Genomic DNA, 14,387 nt, shown 5'->3' with positions numbered 1-14,387 from the left:
GCGCCTTGAAAACAAGGGGTCTGACGCCCATATCGGAACTATAGATCAGGGGGACGACATGAAGCCCAAGAAAACGCTTGTCGTGCTTGCCAATGACGGTCAGGCACGGATTTTGGAAAACGAAGCGCCCGGCAAGGGGCTGGTCGAGAACGAGAAACTGGCGCCGGCGCTGGTGGCCGAGACCGAGGCCGAACGCCGCGATCGTCGCGGCCGCAGCAACGCCGCACCGGGCATGGCCCGGCACGCGTTCGACCCGCCGCGCAGCGAGCAGGAGCATGACGAGATCGAGTTCGCCAAGACGGTGGTCGCCAAGGCCGAGCAGCGCTTTGTCGACGGTGGCTTCGACCGCGTCGTGCTGGTCGCTGCACCCAAGACGCTGGGCATGTTGCGCGACCATCTGCCCAAGGTGCTGAGGGATGCGCTGGTGGCGGATGTTCCCAAGGATCTGCTGAAGAAACGGCCCGACGAGGTGGTGAAGCTGCTGGAAGACACCATTTTGCTGTGAGACGTGAAAGGGACGAAAATGGCCAAGAAACCCACTGACAGACCCGAACCGCCTGTCGAAGAGGTTCAGCCCCGGGTGCTTGAGGAGCCGGGCGCGGGCGCGAGCGAACAGGTGACGGACGCGGACGACAACAACGTCTGGATGCGCGGGCTGTGGATGGTGGTGCTGGCGCTTCTGTTCGGCATCGGCGAGTTCGTGCTTGTCGTGGCGGCGGTGCTGCAATTCCTGTGGCTGTTGTTCGGCAAGGAAAGGAACGAACCGATCGCCGCCTTCGGCAAGGATCTTGCCGACTGGCTGGCGCGGATCGCGCTTTATCAGGCCGGCAGCACCGACGAGCGGCCCTTCCCGTTCACCAGGTGGGGGCCGAAGGACTGAACCGAGGAGGCGCTCATGGCAGGCGGCTGGGCCCGTGACGGGGCGGTGAACGAACAGATCGAAGCCTCGATTTCCGAGGAGCTTGAGCGGATGCGCGCCCGGCGCGGGCCCGAGGGCGAAAGCCTGACGGAATGCGCCGAATGCGGCGAGGAGATCCCCGAGGCGCGGCGCAAGGCGCTGCCGGGGGTCAAACTCTGCGTCGACTGCGCGAGCGAACGCGACCGCGCCTTTCGCGCCCGCCCGGGCATCAACCGGCGCGGCTCGAAGGACAGCCAGCTGAAATAGGCGCCAGGGGTTTTCGGAACAGCCTTGGCAAGACCTTTCGGAAGGGTCTTGCCGCTGCCCGGGGGCCAGCCCGGTCTGCGGCGCAGCAGAGGGGGCGCTGCCCCCTGCATTCAATTCGCGAGGCGAATTGAACGCCACCCCCGGAGTGTATGTGCCAAGATGAAGGGGTCAGGCCCGCTCCATCGCCTCCAACTCGTCGATGAAGCCCGAGATCATGCCAAGCCCCTTGTCCCAGAACGCCGGGTCGGTGGCGTCGAGGCCGAAGGGTGCCAGCAATTCCTTGTGGTGTTTCGAGCCGCCCGCCTTGAGCATGTCGAAATACTTGGCCTGGAAATCGGCGTCGCCGTCCTCGTAAACGGCATAGAGCGCGTTCACGAGGCCATCGCCGAAGGCATAGGCATAGACGTAGAAGGGCGAGTGCACGAAATGCGGCACGTAGGCCCAGAAGGTTTCATAGCCGTCCATGAAGTCGAACGCCGGGCCGAGGCTCTCGGCCTGCACGCTCATCCACAGCGCGTTGATGTCGTCGGGCGTGAGTTCCCCGCCGCGCCGCGCGTCGTGCAGCTTGCATTCGAAATCATAGAACGCGATCTGGCGCACCACGGTGTTGATCATGTCCTCGACCTTGCCGGCCAGCAGAACCTTGCGCTGATCCGGGGTTTCGGCGGCGTCGAGCAGTTTGCGGAAGGTCAGCATCTCGCCGAAGACCGAGGCGGTTTCGGCCAGTGTCAGCGGCGTTTGTGACAGCAGTTCGCCCTGACCCGCCGCCAGCACCTGGTGCACGCCGTGGCCCAGTTCATGCGCCAGCGTCATCACGTCGCGCGGTTTGCCGAGATAGTTCAGCATCACGTAAGGGTGCACGTCGGTCACCGTCGGATGCGCGAACGCGCCCGGCGCCTTGCCCGGTTTCACGCCCGCGTCGATCCAGCCCTTGTCGAAAAACGGTTCGGCCAGCCTGGCCATCTCCGGGTCGAACCCCGCGTAGGCGTCGAGCACGGTCTGGCGCGCCTCGGCCCAGTCGATCACCCGGGTTTCCTCCATCGGCAGGGGCGCGTTGCGGTCCCAGACAGCGAGCGTGTCGAGGCCCAGCCACTTGCGTTTCAGATCGTAGTAGCGGTGCGACAGGCGCGGATAGGCCGCGACCACCGCGTCGCGCAGGGCCTCGACCACCTCGGGCTCGACATGGTTGGCGAGGTGGCGCGCAGTCTGCGGCGTGGGCATCTTGCGCCAGCGGTCCTCGATCTCCTTGTCCTTGGCCAGCGTGTTGTGCACGCGCGAGAACAGCCGGATGTTGGCGCCGAACACCCGCGCCAGTTCACGCGCCGCGGCTTCGCGCCGGCCGCGGTCCTGTTCGGTCAGGAGGTTCAGGGTGGCCTCGAGGCTCAGTTCTTCGCCCTCGGGGCTGAAGGTCAGCCCGGCGATGGTCTCATCGAACAGCTTGTTCCAGGCGGCGGCGCCGATGGCGGACTGGTCGTGCAGGAATTTCTCCAACTCGTCCGACAACTGGTAGGGCTTCATCGCGCGCATCCGGTCGAACACCGGCTTGTAGCGGGCAAGGGCAGGGTCGGCGTCGACCACCCTGGCGAAATCGGCGTCGGGAATGCGGTTCATCTCGAGCGTGAAGAACACCAGGGGCGCGGTGAAATCGGTGACCTTTTCCTGCAGGTTCTGCACGAATTGCGCACGCTCGGAATCGGTGGTGTTCTGGTAGTAGCGCAGCCCGGCAAAGGCCATCAGGCGGCCGGCGATGCGCTCGATCTCTTCGTAGGCATGCACGCAGGCCAGCATCGCCGGGGTGTCGAGGCTGGCCAGCCTGCCCTCGTAGGTGGCGGCGAAATCGGCGCAGGCCTTTTCCACGCGGTCGAGGTCGCGGGCGATTTCGGGGGCGTCGGGGGCGGAATAGAGGTCGGTCAGATCCCAGTCGGGCAGGGGGCCGAAACCGGTGTCGGCGCCGGTCTCGGAGGCGGTGGCGCGAGGGGTGACGGGGCGGCGGACGGGATGGGTCGAGGCGGTCATGCAAACTCCTGAAACGAACATCCGAAAGACATAGGCCGCGCGGGCGGCGGTCACAATCCCCCGGGCGTCTCGTGTGCGGACGCTGACCGCTCGGCGGAAAATCGCCGGTCATTGTTCGCCGCCGCGCACCGGTCGCGGGCCGGTCGCGGCGCTGTTGCCGGGGCTGCACCAGTCGGTGCGAAATACCTTATTTCTGCCCCATTTCCGCCACGAAACTTGGGTTAATGAAACTCGGAGTAAAGGGGGTGTAATCGCGGAAAACCGCGAAACACACAAGAGAGGGCACGCCATGGGATGGCACGGCCGAAGGGTGACTGACAGGCGCACGGAACCGTCCGTGACACGCCAAAGGGGATCAATGCGCCGGTTTGCACGCTCGGAGGATGGCTCGATGGTCGTCTTCGCGCTGTTCATTCTGATCCTGATGCTCGGGGCCGGTGGTCTCGGGATCGACTTCATGCGCTACGAGGCGCAGCGCACGCGGCTCCAGGCGACGCTCGACCGGGCGGTGCTGGCGGCGGCCAGCCTCGATCAGCCGCTCGATCCGGAAGCGGTTGTGCTCGACTATTTCGCCAAGGCGGGGCTGTCGGGCTATATCACGGCCGACGATATCGACGTGGTCGACACCCTGACCTCGCGCCGGGTGACCGCCACCGCCTCGATGGACATCAACGCGACATTGCTGCAGTTCCTGGGCGTCAAGACACTGTCCACGCCGGCCGGCGGGGCCGCCGAGGAAAGCGCGTCGCAGACCGAGATCTCGCTGGTGCTGGACGTGTCCGGCTCGATGTCGTGGACCTCGGAATCGGGCTATTCCAAGATCTACGAGCTTCGCAAGGCGGCCAAGGAATTCATCAATATCGTGCTGTGCGATCCGTCCGATCCGCAGAAGACCACCGATTGCACGGTCGAGCCGGGCAAGGTTTCGGTCAACATCATTCCCTATTCGGAACAGGTGCTGGTGGGCGAGTCGCTGCTGTCGCTGTTCAACGCGACCTCGGAGCACAACTTTTCGTCCTGCGTGAACTTCGACGCGGACGATTTCGACACCACCTCGATCACGCCGCTGCAGGAATTGCAGCGCACCGGGCATTTCGATCCGTGGTCGGGCCGCAACGGCATCGGGCAGTGGACCTGCGCGACCAATTCCTGGCGCGAGTTGACGGTGCTGGGCAGCAACGCGGCCACGCTGCGCAGCCGCATCAACGCGCTGGGTGCCAGCGGCAACACCTCGATCGACCTCGGCATGAAGTGGGGCGCGGCCTTCCTCGACCCCGCGACGCAGCCGGTCATAACCGACCTCGTGACGGCGGGAACCGTGGACGCCGCCTATGACGGGCGCCCGCTGGACTGGACCGAGCGCGGGGTGGAAAAGGTGATCGTGCTGATGACCGACGGCATCAACACCGACCAGCACTACCTTTATGACGACCACCGCGTCGGCCCGTCGCCGGTGTGGCGCACCAACGACAAGGTCAGCGGCGACTATCGCTATTCGATCTACCGCGAGTCGAACGGGCAATACTACTGGCCGCACTCGGACTCGTGGGACGATCATGCCTTCGGCACCGGCTCTGTCGATGTCTGCGAGCAGGTCTGGGTCAGCACCGGGTGGTGGTGGGGCTACTGGGACACGCAGTGCACCCAGCAGCCGGAACCTGGGGGCGGCGCCTACCAGCTCGATTTCACCGAGCTCTGGGCGACCAAGAGCTGGGCCTGGTACGACAATTTCTGGTTCCTCCCCTCGCACGGCAGCGAATTCGGCAACTCGACCAAGAACGCGCGGCTTGACGACATCTGCACCGCGGCCAAGGACCAGGACATCACCATCTTCTCGGTCGGCTTCGAGGTCACCTCGGCCAGCGCCACGGTGATGCGCAACTGTGCCAACAGCCCGGCGCACTACTTCGACGTGGACGGGCTGGACCTGTCGGATGCCTTCGCCGCGATCGCGCGCGAAATCTCGAAACTCAGGCTGGTGAACTGACATGTTTGCCTTGGCAAGACGGGTGTTGGGCGGCCTCGTACGAGGGTTCCGGCGTGAAGACGGGACGGCGACGATCGAGTTCGTCATCCTGTTCCCGGCGTTCATGATGCTGTTCCTGTCGTCTTTCGAGATGTCGCTGTTCCTGGCGCGCAACACGCTTCTGGAGCGCGCCGTCGATCTCAACGTGCGCGCGCTCCGGCTCGGCTCGCTCGAACCGGCGACATCGGACGAGTTGAAACGCCGGATCTGCAACGATGCGATGATCCTGCCGCAATGCGAAGACAACATCATGGTCGAGCTGACCAACGTGTCGCCCAATGCCTGGAACCTGCCCAGCGCCGGGATCACCTGTACCGACCGCGACGCGGAAATCCAGCCGGCGCTGGATTTCGAATTCGGGCGGCTCAACGACCTGATGATGGTGCGGGTCTGCGTGGTGGTCGATCCGTTCTTCGGCACCACGCCTTACGTGATGAACCTGCCCAAGGACGACAGCGGCGGGTTCACCCTGACCGCCTCGTCCACCTTCGTGAACGAGCCATGAGGATGGGACGAATGTGGACACAAACCCGCGCGAGGGCGGCCCGGTTCGGGCGCGACGAAGACGCCAGCGTCACGGTCGAGGCCGTGATCATCCTGCCGATCCTGCTCTGGGCGTTTCTGGCGACCTATTCCTGGTTCGATGCCTACCGGGCCAAGTCCTTGTCGCTCAAGGCGAATTACGCGGTGTCCGACCTGATGTCGCGCGAGACGCGGGTGCTGGACATGGACTATCTCAACGGCGCCGAGGAGGTTTATGAATACCTCACCCGCTCGGGAACCGACGCCTGGATCAGGGTGACAGTGGTGCATTGCACCGAGGATTGCGGCGAACCCGGCCGCAAGCTCGAACGCGACTGGTCGAAGGCGACCGACAACATGCCGACCTACACCAACCAGGACGTGATGGACCACCTGGAAGCGACCGTGCCGGTGATCCCGTCGGGCGAACGGGTGATCGTGGTCGAGACCTCGATGGTCTATCAGCCGCCGTTCTCGCAAAATCTGACCGGCATCGGCCGCATGACGCTGCGCGACGTGGTGATGACCCGCCCGCGCTTTGCCCCGCAACTGTGCTTCGCGGGCGAGAACTGCGGCACGTAAGATCTTGTGCATCCCTGCACAAGCGCTGCGTGCGGGGTGACAGATGCGCGACTTGCCGCACATAGCTGCGCGTCCTACCTTTCATTCGAAAGGAGAACGCACATGTCCATCCGACCGATCCTGTCGCAGTCCCGCGCAACGCCCACAGTAGAGGGCGCCGGCGTGAACCTGCACCGCGCCTTCGGGTTTCACGACCCCAAGGCGCATGACCCGTTCCTGCTGTTCGACGATTTCCGGGGCGAACAGCCCTCCGACTATCTTGCCGGCTTTCCCTGGCATCCGCATCGCGGCATCGAGACCATCACCTATGTGCTGGCCGGCGAGGTCGAGCATGGGGATTCACTGGGCAACACGGGCCGGCTGGGGGCCGGTGACGTGCAGTGGATGACCGCCGGCTCCGGCATCATGCACCAGGAAATGCCCACCGGAAACGCCGCCGGGCAGATGCACGGCTTTCAGCTCTGGGCCAACCTGCCGTCGAGCCTGAAGATGACCGCGCCCCGTTACCAGGACATCAAGGGGTCCGACATTCCCGTGGTGGTCGATGACGACGGCACCGTGGTGCGGGTGATCGTGGGCGATTTCTGGGGCAAGTCCGGCCCCGTTGACGGTATCGCGGCGGACCCGCAATACCTCGATATCTCGGTGCCGCCGGGGGTGAAAAAGACCTTTTCCGTCGACACTTACAAGTCGACCTTCGCCTATGTGTTCGAAGGGGCAGGTGCTTTTGCCGATGCCTCGGCGCCCGAGGGCGTGCGGCTGGAGAAAGAGGTGATGGGCCAGGAGGTCAATATCCGCGACCTGTCGGGCAACCGCACGGTGATCCGGTTCGGCACCGGCGACGAGATCACGGTGCAGGCGGGCGAGGACGGGGTGCGGTTCCTTCTGGTGTCCGGTGCGCCGATCCGCGAGCCGGTGGCCTGGCACGGGCCGATCGTGATGAACACGCCGGACGAGCTGCGCCAGGCGATGGCGGACTTGCGCAACGGCACTTTCATCCGCCCGGAGCATTGAGGCGGGGGCGAGGGGCCGGACCCTCACGGTCAGTTTGCAGGCAAACTGACCGCTCACCCCGGAGTGTCTTGCCAAGACGATGGCTCAGGCCTTGAGCCGCTTTGCGTGCCAGGCGAGGTGGTCGGCCATGAAGCTCGAGATGAAGAAATAGCTGTGGTCGTAACCTTCCTGCATCCTCAGCGTCAGGTCGATGCCTGCCTTGGCGCAGGCATCGGCCAGCAGTTCGGGCTTGAGTTGCTCGGCCAGGAACCCGTCCGCCGTGCCCTGATCGACCAAAATTTCGTCCACCCGCGCACCGGCCTCGATCATCGCGCAGGCGTCGTGTTCGCCCCAGGCGGTTCGGTCGTCGCCAAGGTAGCCCGAAAAGGCTTTCTCGCCCCAGGGCACCTGTGACGGCGCCACGATGGGCGAGAACGCCGAGACCGCGCGGAAACGCCCGGGATTGCGCAGGCCGAAGGTCAGCGCGCCGTGGCCGCCCATCGAATGGCCCATGATCGACTGGCGCGCCATGTCGGCGGGGAAGTGCTTTGCGATGACGCCGGGTAACTCGTCCTCGAGGTAGGTCTTCATCCGGTAGTGCCGGTCGAAGGGCGCGCGGGTCGCGTCGAGGTAGAACCCCGCGCCGAGGCCGAAATCATAGGCGCCCTCGGGGTCGTCGGGCACGCCGTCGCCGCGCGGGCTGGTGTCGGGGGCGACGAAGATCAGCCCGTGTTCGGCGCAGGCAGCGCGGAATTCGCCCTTTTCCGTCACGTTCGCCTGGGTGCAGGTCAGCCCGGACAGATACCAGACCACTGGCAGGTGTGTGCCGGGGGCATGATCGGGCACGAAGACCGAGAACTCCATCGGCGTGCAGGTGGCGGTCGAGGCGTGGCGATAGACCCCCTGGGTGCCGCCGTGGCTGCGGTTGGTCGCGACGGTTTCCAGGGTCATCAGAACACCACGACGGAACGGATCGACTCGCCCGCATGCATCAGGTCGAAGCCCTTGTTGATGTCCTCGAGCGACAGCACGTGCGTGATCATCGGGTCGATCTCGATCTTGCCGTTCATGTACCAGTCGACGATCTTCGGCACGTCCGTGCGCCCCTTGGCACCGCCGAAAGCCGAGCCTTTCCAGACCCTTCCGGTGACAAGCTGGAACGGGCGGGTGGAGATCTCCTTGCCCGCCTCGGCCACGCCGATCACCGTCGAGACGCCCCAGCCGCGGTGGCAGGCCTCGAGCGCGGTGCGCATCACATCGGTGTTGCCGGTGCAGTCGAAGGTGTAGTCCGCGCCGCCGTCCGTCAGTTCGACCAGATGCGCGACCAGATCGCCCTTGACCTTGGTTGGGTTGACGAAATGGGTCATGCCAAAGCGTTCGCCCCAGCTTTTCTTGTCGTCGTTGATGTCGACGCCGATGATCTTGTCGGCCCCCACCATGCGCGCGCCCTGGATGACGTTGAGGCCGATGCCGCCCAGCCCGAACACGATGACGTTCGAGCCGACCTCGACGCCGGCGGTCTTGGTCACCGCGCCGACCCCGGTGGTGACGCCGCAGCCGATGTAGCAGGCCTTGTCGAAGGGCGCGTCCTCGCGGATTTTCGCGACCGCGATCTCCGGCAGGACGGTGAAATTCGAAAACGTCGAGCAGCCCATGTAGTGATGGATGGTCTCGCCCTTGTAGGAAAACCGCGAGGTTCCGTCGGGCATCACACCCTTGCCTTGCGTCGCGCGGATCGAGGTGCAGAGGTTGGTCTTGCCCGAGGTGCAGCTTTTGCATTCGCGGCATTCGGGGGTGTAGAGCGGGATCACGTGATCGCCGGGCTTCACGCTTTTCACGCCCGCGCCCACCTCGCGCACGATGCCCGCGCCTTCGTGGCCGAGGACCGAGGGAAACAGCCCCTCGCTGTCCAGCCCGTCCAGCGTATAAGCGTCGGTGTGGCAGATGCCGGTGGCCATGATCTCGACCAGCACCTCGCCTTCCTTCGGGCCTTCGAGGTCAAGTTCGACGATTTCGAGGGGTTTTTTCGCCTCGAAGGCGACGGCAGCACGGGTTTTCATGAGGCGTTCCTTTCCAACTGACCGCCGGCGGCGGGACAGGGTCGAGGATAGGCAATCCCGGCCGGGTCTGTCCAACCAAGAAATCCGGGGCAGCCGTCAGGAATGGGCGCCGAACAGCGCCGCCGCCCGGTCGAAAAAGCGCGTGCGCGTCTCGGGGCGCTCCATCACGATTTCATGCTCGGCACCCTCGACCAATTCCAGCGCGCCGCCGGTCCAGCCGCCCATGATCCGGTGCACCCGGTCGGGCGCGACGATGCGTTCGCGGCTGCCGAGAAACGTGACGGCAGGGGTCGGGGGCGGCGCCATCCGGGTCAGCCGTGTGGTCTCCAGAAGGGCCGCGCGCAGCCACGACAGGGTCGGGCCGCCCAGGGCCAGCGCCGGTCGGGCGCGAAGCTGGCCTTGCAGGAAGGCGAACATCTCGGGGTCGGTGGTCAGCATGTTGTCGTCATAGGGCGCGATCGCGGCGTAGCATTCGCGCTCGCCGGTCGGCACCAGCCGCTCGCCCAGGCCAATAAGCGTGCCGCCGAACGACGACACCCAGGCCAGCGGGCGCTTGTGGGTCGGCAGTTGCAGCCCCCACATCGGGGCCGAGAAGGCGGCGGCCCGGATCGGCAGGCCGTTGTGCAGGGCGCGCAGCCCGATGCAGCCGCCCATCGAATGGCCGATCAGAAAGAACGGGCCGGGCAGGGCCTCGGCCCGGATCAGCGCGTTCACCGCATCGATGTCGCGCTGGTATTCGTCGAAATGCCCGACATGCCCCAAGAGGGGATCGGGCGTGGCGCGGTCGGCAAGCCCCTGGCCGCGCCAGTCGACCGTGACCACGGCAAAGCCGCGCGCGGTCAGGTCTGCCGCGGCGGGGCCGTATTTCTCGATATACTCGCTGCGCCCGGGAAACAGCATCACGGTGCCGGTGGGCGTGCCCTCGGGCTGCCAGATCGCGGCGCGGATGCGCACCCCGTCGGGCGTGTTCAGCCACCAGGCACGACCGCCGCGCGGGCCGCGCGCGATGTCGTCGTGAAGCGGCGCAGGCTCCATCCTAAAGCGTGCCTCGTCGACTGGATGCACGTGTTTCAGCCAAGCGCGACACGCTCTAGCCCAGCGCGCTGCCCAGCCGCATCGCAGCACCCATGTCGCCGTCGATCGACAGCTTGCCGGTCATGAAGGCCGAGGTCGGGTTCAGCTCGCCCGACACGATGGACTGGAAGGTGTCGGCGCTGGCGGTCAGGGTCACGTCGGCGTCACCGTCGCCCTGGCGCACGCCATCCTGGTCGACCATCACCGCGCCTTCGCCCTCGATGACGAATTTCGCCACGGCGTCGAAGCCGTCGTTGCCGATTTTTTCCTTCAACGCGGCCACCGCTTTTTCGATCACATCACTCACCGGGGTTCCTCCATCTGGGGCGTTTGGATCATTCCCGGCGAGTCTAGCGGAAAAGGCGAAGCCGGTGAAACCGATTCGCGGCCCGGCTGCCGGCACGTCATGCGCCGGCGCGGTGTTACGCGAAGGTGATGGGCAAGCCCCCGGCGGGTCTGTTAGACTGGCGCCATGCTGAGGCTCATGGTCTTTCTCGTGATGTTCGCCACCGCGCCGCCGGCGCTGGCCGAAGAGGCGCGGCTGGACGAGTTGTTCGCGGCGCTCAAGACGGCGGACGAAAGCAGTTGGGAAGCGATCGAGGACCGGATCTGGGCCGAATGGTCCGAGTCGGGGTCGGCGGCGATGGACCTGCTGCTGGAACGCGGGCGCAGCGCGATGGCGGCGGATGCGCCGCAGGCCGCGGTCGAACATCTGACCGCGCTGGTCGAGAATGCGCCGGATTTCGCCGAGGGCTGGAACGCGCGCGCCACCGCCTATTTCCAGCTTGGCCTCTATGGCCCGGCGCTTGCCGACATCGCCCGCGCGTTGGCGCTGGAGCCGCGCCATTTCGGGGCCCTGTCCGGCCTTGCGGTGATCCTGGAAGAGACCGGCGCGCTTGAGCGCGCCGCGCGCGTCTACGGCGCCGCGCTTGCTATACATCCCCGCCGCCCCGATCTAAGAGAGGCGCTCGACCGGCTCGAAGCCGAACTTCGGGGCAAGAGCATCTGAGCGGCCGGCGCCGCAGAGGCAGCAGACAAGGAGGCCGGGATGGCGGGGATCAGCGCGGTTCTCGGGCCGACCAACACGGGCAAGACGCATTACGCGATCGAGCGGATGCTGGGCTATCGCACCGGCGTGATCGGGTTGCCGCTGCGGCTTCTGGCGCGCGAGGTCTATGACAAGATCGTCGCGGTGCGCGGGCCGAGCGTGGTGGCGCTGGTCACCGGCGAAGAGCGCATCGTGCCCGACCGGGTGCAATACTGGGTCGCCACGGTCGAGGCGATGCCCGAGGGGCTGGGGCCGGATTTCCTGGCGGTGGACGAGATCCAGCTTTGCGCCGATCCCGAGCGCGGCCATGTCTTCACCGACCGGCTGCTCAATGCGCGCGGCACCCACGAGACGCTGTTCATGGGCTCCGAGACGATGCGCGGCGCGATTGCCGCCCTGGTGCCGGGGGTGCAGTTCCTGCGCCGGGAACGCTTCAGCGAATTGACCTATGCAGGTTCGAAAAAGATAAGCCGACTGCCCGCCCGCAGCGCGATCGTGGGGTTTTCGGTTGAAAATCTCTATGCCACGGCGGAACTGATGCGGCGTCAGAAGGGCGGTGCGGCGGTGGTGATGGGCGCGCTCAGCCCGCGCACCCGCAACGCCCAGGTGGCGATGTATCAGGAGGGCGATGTCGATCACCTGGTCGCCACCGACGCCATCGGCATGGGGCTGAACCTCGATGTCACCCATGTCGCTTTTTCGGCCCTGTCCAAGTTCGATGGCCGCCGGATGCGCCGGCTGGCGCCCAACGAACTGGCCCAGATCGCCGGCCGCGCCGGGCGCTACATGACCGACGGCACCTTCGGCGTCACCGGCGAGGCGCCGGGGCTGGATGCGGAGGTGATCGAGGCGATCACCGAGCACCGCTTCACCCCGATCCGCAAGCTCAACTGGCGCAATTCCGACCTGCGCTTCGGGTCCGTCGAGGCGCTGATCGCAACGCTCGAAGCCGGCACCGACGACCCCTGGCTGACCCGGGCGCGCGAGGCCGACGACCTGATGGCGCTGAAGGAATTGTCGGGCGACGGCATGATCCGCGCGCGCGCCAGCGACGGGCCGGGGGTCAGGCTCTTGTGGGATGTCTGCCGCATCCCCGATTTTCGCTCCATCAGCCACGGCGAGCACACCGGTCTTCTGTCGCGCATCTTTTCCGATCTGCATGAACATGGGCGGCTCGACGAGGACTGGTTCGCCACCCAGGTCGCGCGCATCGACCGGACCGCTGGCGACATCGACGCGCTGTCCAAACGCTTGGCCTTCATCCGCACCTGGACCTACGTGGCGCAACGCAAAGGCTGGCTGGCCGATCAAGACCATTGGCGCGGCGAGACGCGTGCGGTAGAAGATCGCCTGTCGGATGCGCTTCATGCCGCGCTGACGCAACGATTTGTCGACCGGCGCACATCCGTGCTGCTGCGCCGGTTGAAACAGAAGGAGAGCCTTGTGGCCGAGGTGAACGACAAGGGTGAAGTGACCGTCGAGGGCGAATTCGTCGGGCGGCTTGAGGGGTTTAGGTTCAGCCAGGACAAATCCGCAAGCCCCGAGGAGGCCAAGACGCTGCGCGCGGCGGCGGTGGCGGCGCTGGCGCCGCAGTTCCACCTGCGCGCCGACCGCTTCTACAACGCCCCCGATACCGAGCTGGATTTCACCGAGCAGGGCGGGCTGATGTGGGGCGAACACGCCGTCGGCAAGCTGGTCAAGGGCGACGACATCCTCAAACCCCGGGTGCAGCCCTTCGTCGACGACGAGGCCGGCGGCGACGTGGCCGACAAGGTCGCCCGGCGCCTGCAGCATTTCATCGACCGCAAGGTCGCGGCGCAATTCGAGCCGCTGATCGCCCTGTCCAAGGACGAGACTCTGCCGGGGCTGGCGCGCGGTTTTGCCTTCCGGCTGGTCGAGGCGCTGGGCGTGCTGCCCCGCGCCGAGGTGGCCCACGAGGTCAAGGAACTCGACCAGGAGGCGCGCGGGCTGTTGCGCAAGCATGGCGTGCGCTTTGGCCAGTTCACCATCTTCATGCCGTTGCTGCTGAAGCCCGCGCCGACGCGGCTCCGGCTGGTGCTCTGGAGCCTCGCGGCGGGGCTGGACGAGTTTCCCGAGGCCCCACCGCCGGGGCTCGTCACCATCCCGACGATCGAGGGGGCGGACGCCCGGATTCACACGCTGGCAGGCTACCGCGTCGCAGGGGCGCGGGCGATCCGCATCGACATGCTGGAACGCCTGGCCGACCAGTTGCGCAGCCAGAACAGCCGGACCGGGTTCGAGGCCAACCCCGACATGCTGTCGATCACCGGCATGACGCTGGAGCAGTTCGCCGACCTGATGCAGGGGCTTGGCTACAAGGCCGAGCGGGGCGAGCGCGCCAAGATCCGCGCCGTGGCCGAAGACCCGACCCCTACCGGCACCAGCGAGGCCGAGGCGCAACCCGGCCACGACGTGACCGGCGAGGCAGAGCCAGGGGCGGCGGGCGCCAGCGAGGTCGACGCCATGCCGACCGCCGAAACTCCCGAGGAGCCGGCAACGCTTGTCGAACATCCCGAGGGCGCCAGTGGCGCCGCCTCGGTCGAGGCGCAGCCCGGGTCCGACACCGCCGCCAGCGCCCATCCCGGCGACGCGGGCGCCAGCGAGGTTCAGGCCAGGGCCACCCCCGAGGACGAAACCGAGGTGTTCTATACCTTCACCTGGGGCGGGCTGGGCGGCGGCAAGCCGCGCGGCCGGGGCAAACCCCGCGCCCAGGGCGATGCGGCCAAGGCGGCCAAACCGCGCGGCAAGGGCAAGCCCCGGGGCACACCCCGCAAGGACGACAAGCCCGCCAGCTTCTCGTCACGGCCCCCCAAGAAAGACCGGATCGACCCGGACAACCCCTTCGCCCAGGCGCTGATGGGGTTGAAGGACAAGACCTGA

At 66.4% G+C, this 14,387-nt stretch carries 14 protein-coding genes; 9 read left to right on the top strand and 5 right to left on the bottom strand.

Annotation, left to right across the window (positions count from 1 at the left end):
• Positions 1 to 58: 58 nt before the first annotated feature.
• The 3 genes from FVF75_RS01805 to FVF75_RS01795 are packed head-to-tail and all read left to right on the top strand — an operon-like array spanning position 59 to position 1,165.
• Positions 59 to 505: a baeRF12 domain-containing protein gene (locus FVF75_RS01805; RefSeq protein WP_148376035.1), complete on the top strand. Its 447-nt coding sequence runs from the start codon at positions 59 to 61 to the stop codon at positions 503 to 505.
• Positions 506 to 523: 18 nt separating this feature from the next.
• Positions 524 to 880, top strand: a complete 357-nt coding sequence (locus FVF75_RS01800) for a DUF4389 domain-containing protein (RefSeq protein WP_148376034.1) — start codon at positions 524 to 526, stop codon at positions 878 to 880.
• 15 nt (positions 881 to 895) lie between these two features.
• Positions 896 to 1,165 (top strand): DksA/TraR family C4-type zinc finger protein, encoded by a 270-nt coding sequence (locus FVF75_RS01795; protein ID WP_148376033.1) that lies wholly within the window; start codon positions 896 to 898, stop codon positions 1,163 to 1,165.
• A 168-nt stretch (positions 1,166 to 1,333) separates the two neighbouring features.
• On the opposite strand, the gene FVF75_RS01790 is transcribed toward FVF75_RS01795, so the two are convergent.
• Positions 1,334 to 3,181: a M3 family oligoendopeptidase gene (locus tag FVF75_RS01790; protein ID WP_148376032.1), complete on the bottom strand. Its 1,848-nt coding sequence runs from the start codon at positions 3,179 to 3,181 to the stop codon at positions 1,334 to 1,336.
• A gap of 358 nt (positions 3,182 to 3,539) precedes the next feature.
• On the opposite strand from FVF75_RS01790, the gene FVF75_RS01785 reads away from it, so the two are divergent.
• From FVF75_RS01785 to FVF75_RS01770, 4 genes are all read left to right on the top strand, one after another.
• Complete coding sequence (locus tag FVF75_RS01785; protein WP_166126528.1) at positions 3,540 to 5,168, top strand: pilus assembly protein; 1,629 nt, start codon at positions 3,540 to 3,542, stop codon at positions 5,166 to 5,168.
• 1 nt (position 5,169) lies between these two features.
• Entirely contained in the window at positions 5,170 to 5,712 is a 543-nt protein-coding gene (locus FVF75_RS01780; RefSeq protein WP_148376030.1) for a TadE/TadG family type IV pilus assembly protein, read from the top strand.
• Positions 5,713 to 5,723: 11 nt separating this feature from the next.
• Positions 5,724 to 6,311, top strand: a complete 588-nt coding sequence (locus FVF75_RS01775) for a TadE/TadG family type IV pilus assembly protein (RefSeq protein ID WP_148376029.1) — start codon at positions 5,724 to 5,726, stop codon at positions 6,309 to 6,311.
• Positions 6,312 to 6,413: 102 nt separating this feature from the next.
• A complete protein-coding gene (locus FVF75_RS01770; RefSeq protein ID WP_148376028.1) occupies positions 6,414 to 7,325 on the top strand; it encodes a pirin family protein in 912 nt (303 codons plus the stop codon).
• An 84-nt stretch (positions 7,326 to 7,409) separates the two neighbouring features.
• On the opposite strand, the gene fghA is transcribed toward FVF75_RS01770, so the two are convergent.
• The 4 genes from fghA to FVF75_RS01750 form a co-directional block, all read right to left on the bottom strand.
• Entirely contained in the window at positions 7,410 to 8,255 is an 846-nt protein-coding gene (gene fghA, locus FVF75_RS01765) for an S-formylglutathione hydrolase (protein ID WP_148376027.1), read from the bottom strand.
• Positions 8,255 to 9,364, bottom strand: a complete 1,110-nt coding sequence (locus FVF75_RS01760) for an S-(hydroxymethyl)glutathione dehydrogenase/class III alcohol dehydrogenase (protein ID WP_148376026.1) — start codon at positions 9,362 to 9,364, stop codon at positions 8,255 to 8,257. The genes fghA and FVF75_RS01760 overlap by 1 nt, the downstream gene beginning before the upstream one ends.
• A gap of 96 nt (positions 9,365 to 9,460) precedes the next feature.
• Complete coding sequence (locus FVF75_RS01755) at positions 9,461 to 10,399, bottom strand: alpha/beta hydrolase (RefSeq protein WP_148376025.1); 939 nt, start codon at positions 10,397 to 10,399, stop codon at positions 9,461 to 9,463.
• 55 nt (positions 10,400 to 10,454) lie between these two features.
• Positions 10,455 to 10,745: an SCP2 sterol-binding domain-containing protein gene (locus tag FVF75_RS01750; RefSeq protein ID WP_148376024.1), complete on the bottom strand. Its 291-nt coding sequence runs from the start codon at positions 10,743 to 10,745 to the stop codon at positions 10,455 to 10,457.
• Between the two features lie 165 nt (positions 10,746 to 10,910).
• Between FVF75_RS01750 and FVF75_RS01745 the strand changes: the two genes are divergently transcribed.
• The gene (locus tag FVF75_RS01745) at positions 10,911 to 11,447 is read left to right on the top strand and encodes a tetratricopeptide repeat protein (RefSeq protein WP_246137970.1); all 537 of its coding nucleotides are present in this window, start codon (positions 10,911 to 10,913) and stop codon (positions 11,445 to 11,447) included.
• A 39-nt stretch (positions 11,448 to 11,486) separates the two neighbouring features.
• Complete coding sequence (locus tag FVF75_RS01740; protein WP_148376023.1) at positions 11,487 to 14,387, top strand: helicase-related protein; 2,901 nt, start codon at positions 11,487 to 11,489, stop codon at positions 14,385 to 14,387.

Source organism: Maritimibacter fusiformis (genome assembly GCF_008086115.1).
Lineage (GTDB): Bacteria > Pseudomonadota > Alphaproteobacteria > Rhodobacterales > Rhodobacteraceae > Muriiphilus > Muriiphilus fusiformis.
Note: the sequence above shows the minus strand (reverse complement) of the source record. Positions and strands in the feature narration are given on the sequence as shown.

What these genes read in the sequence shown, in the direction of transcription:
- FVF75_RS01800 (WP_148376034.1), top strand. Translation starts at nt 524, where the DNA reads ATGGCCAAGAAACCCACTGACAGACCCGAACCGCCTGTCGAAGAGGTT.
- FVF75_RS01780 (WP_148376030.1), top strand. Translation starts at nt 5,170, where the DNA reads ATGTTTGCCTTGGCAAGACGGGTGTTGGGCGGCCTCGTACGAGGGTTC.
- FVF75_RS01745 (WP_246137970.1), top strand. Translation starts at nt 10,911, where the DNA reads ATGCTGAGGCTCATGGTCTTTCTCGTGATGTTCGCCACCGCGCCGCCG.
- FVF75_RS01760 (WP_148376026.1), bottom strand. Translation starts at nt 9,364, where the DNA reads ATGAAAACCCGTGCTGCCGTCGCCTTCGAGGCGAAAAAACCCCTCGAA.
- FVF75_RS01795 (WP_148376033.1), top strand. Translation starts at nt 896, where the DNA reads ATGGCAGGCGGCTGGGCCCGTGACGGGGCGGTGAACGAACAGATCGAA.
- FVF75_RS01755 (WP_148376025.1), bottom strand. Translation starts at nt 10,399, where the DNA reads ATGGAGCCTGCGCCGCTTCACGACGACATCGCGCGCGGCCCGCGCGGC.
- FVF75_RS01740 (WP_148376023.1), top strand. Translation starts at nt 11,487, where the DNA reads ATGGCGGGGATCAGCGCGGTTCTCGGGCCGACCAACACGGGCAAGACG.
- FVF75_RS01770 (WP_148376028.1), top strand. Translation starts at nt 6,414, where the DNA reads ATGTCCATCCGACCGATCCTGTCGCAGTCCCGCGCAACGCCCACAGTA.
- FVF75_RS01805 (WP_148376035.1), top strand. Translation starts at nt 59, where the DNA reads ATGAAGCCCAAGAAAACGCTTGTCGTGCTTGCCAATGACGGTCAGGCA.
- fghA (WP_148376027.1), bottom strand. Translation starts at nt 8,255, where the DNA reads ATGACCCTGGAAACCGTCGCGACCAACCGCAGCCACGGCGGCACCCAG.
- FVF75_RS01785 (WP_166126528.1), top strand. Translation starts at nt 3,540, where the DNA reads ATGCGCCGGTTTGCACGCTCGGAGGATGGCTCGATGGTCGTCTTCGCG.
- FVF75_RS01790 (WP_148376032.1), bottom strand. Translation starts at nt 3,181, where the DNA reads ATGACCGCCTCGACCCATCCCGTCCGCCGCCCCGTCACCCCTCGCGCC.
- FVF75_RS01775 (WP_148376029.1), top strand. Translation starts at nt 5,724, where the DNA reads ATGTGGACACAAACCCGCGCGAGGGCGGCCCGGTTCGGGCGCGACGAA.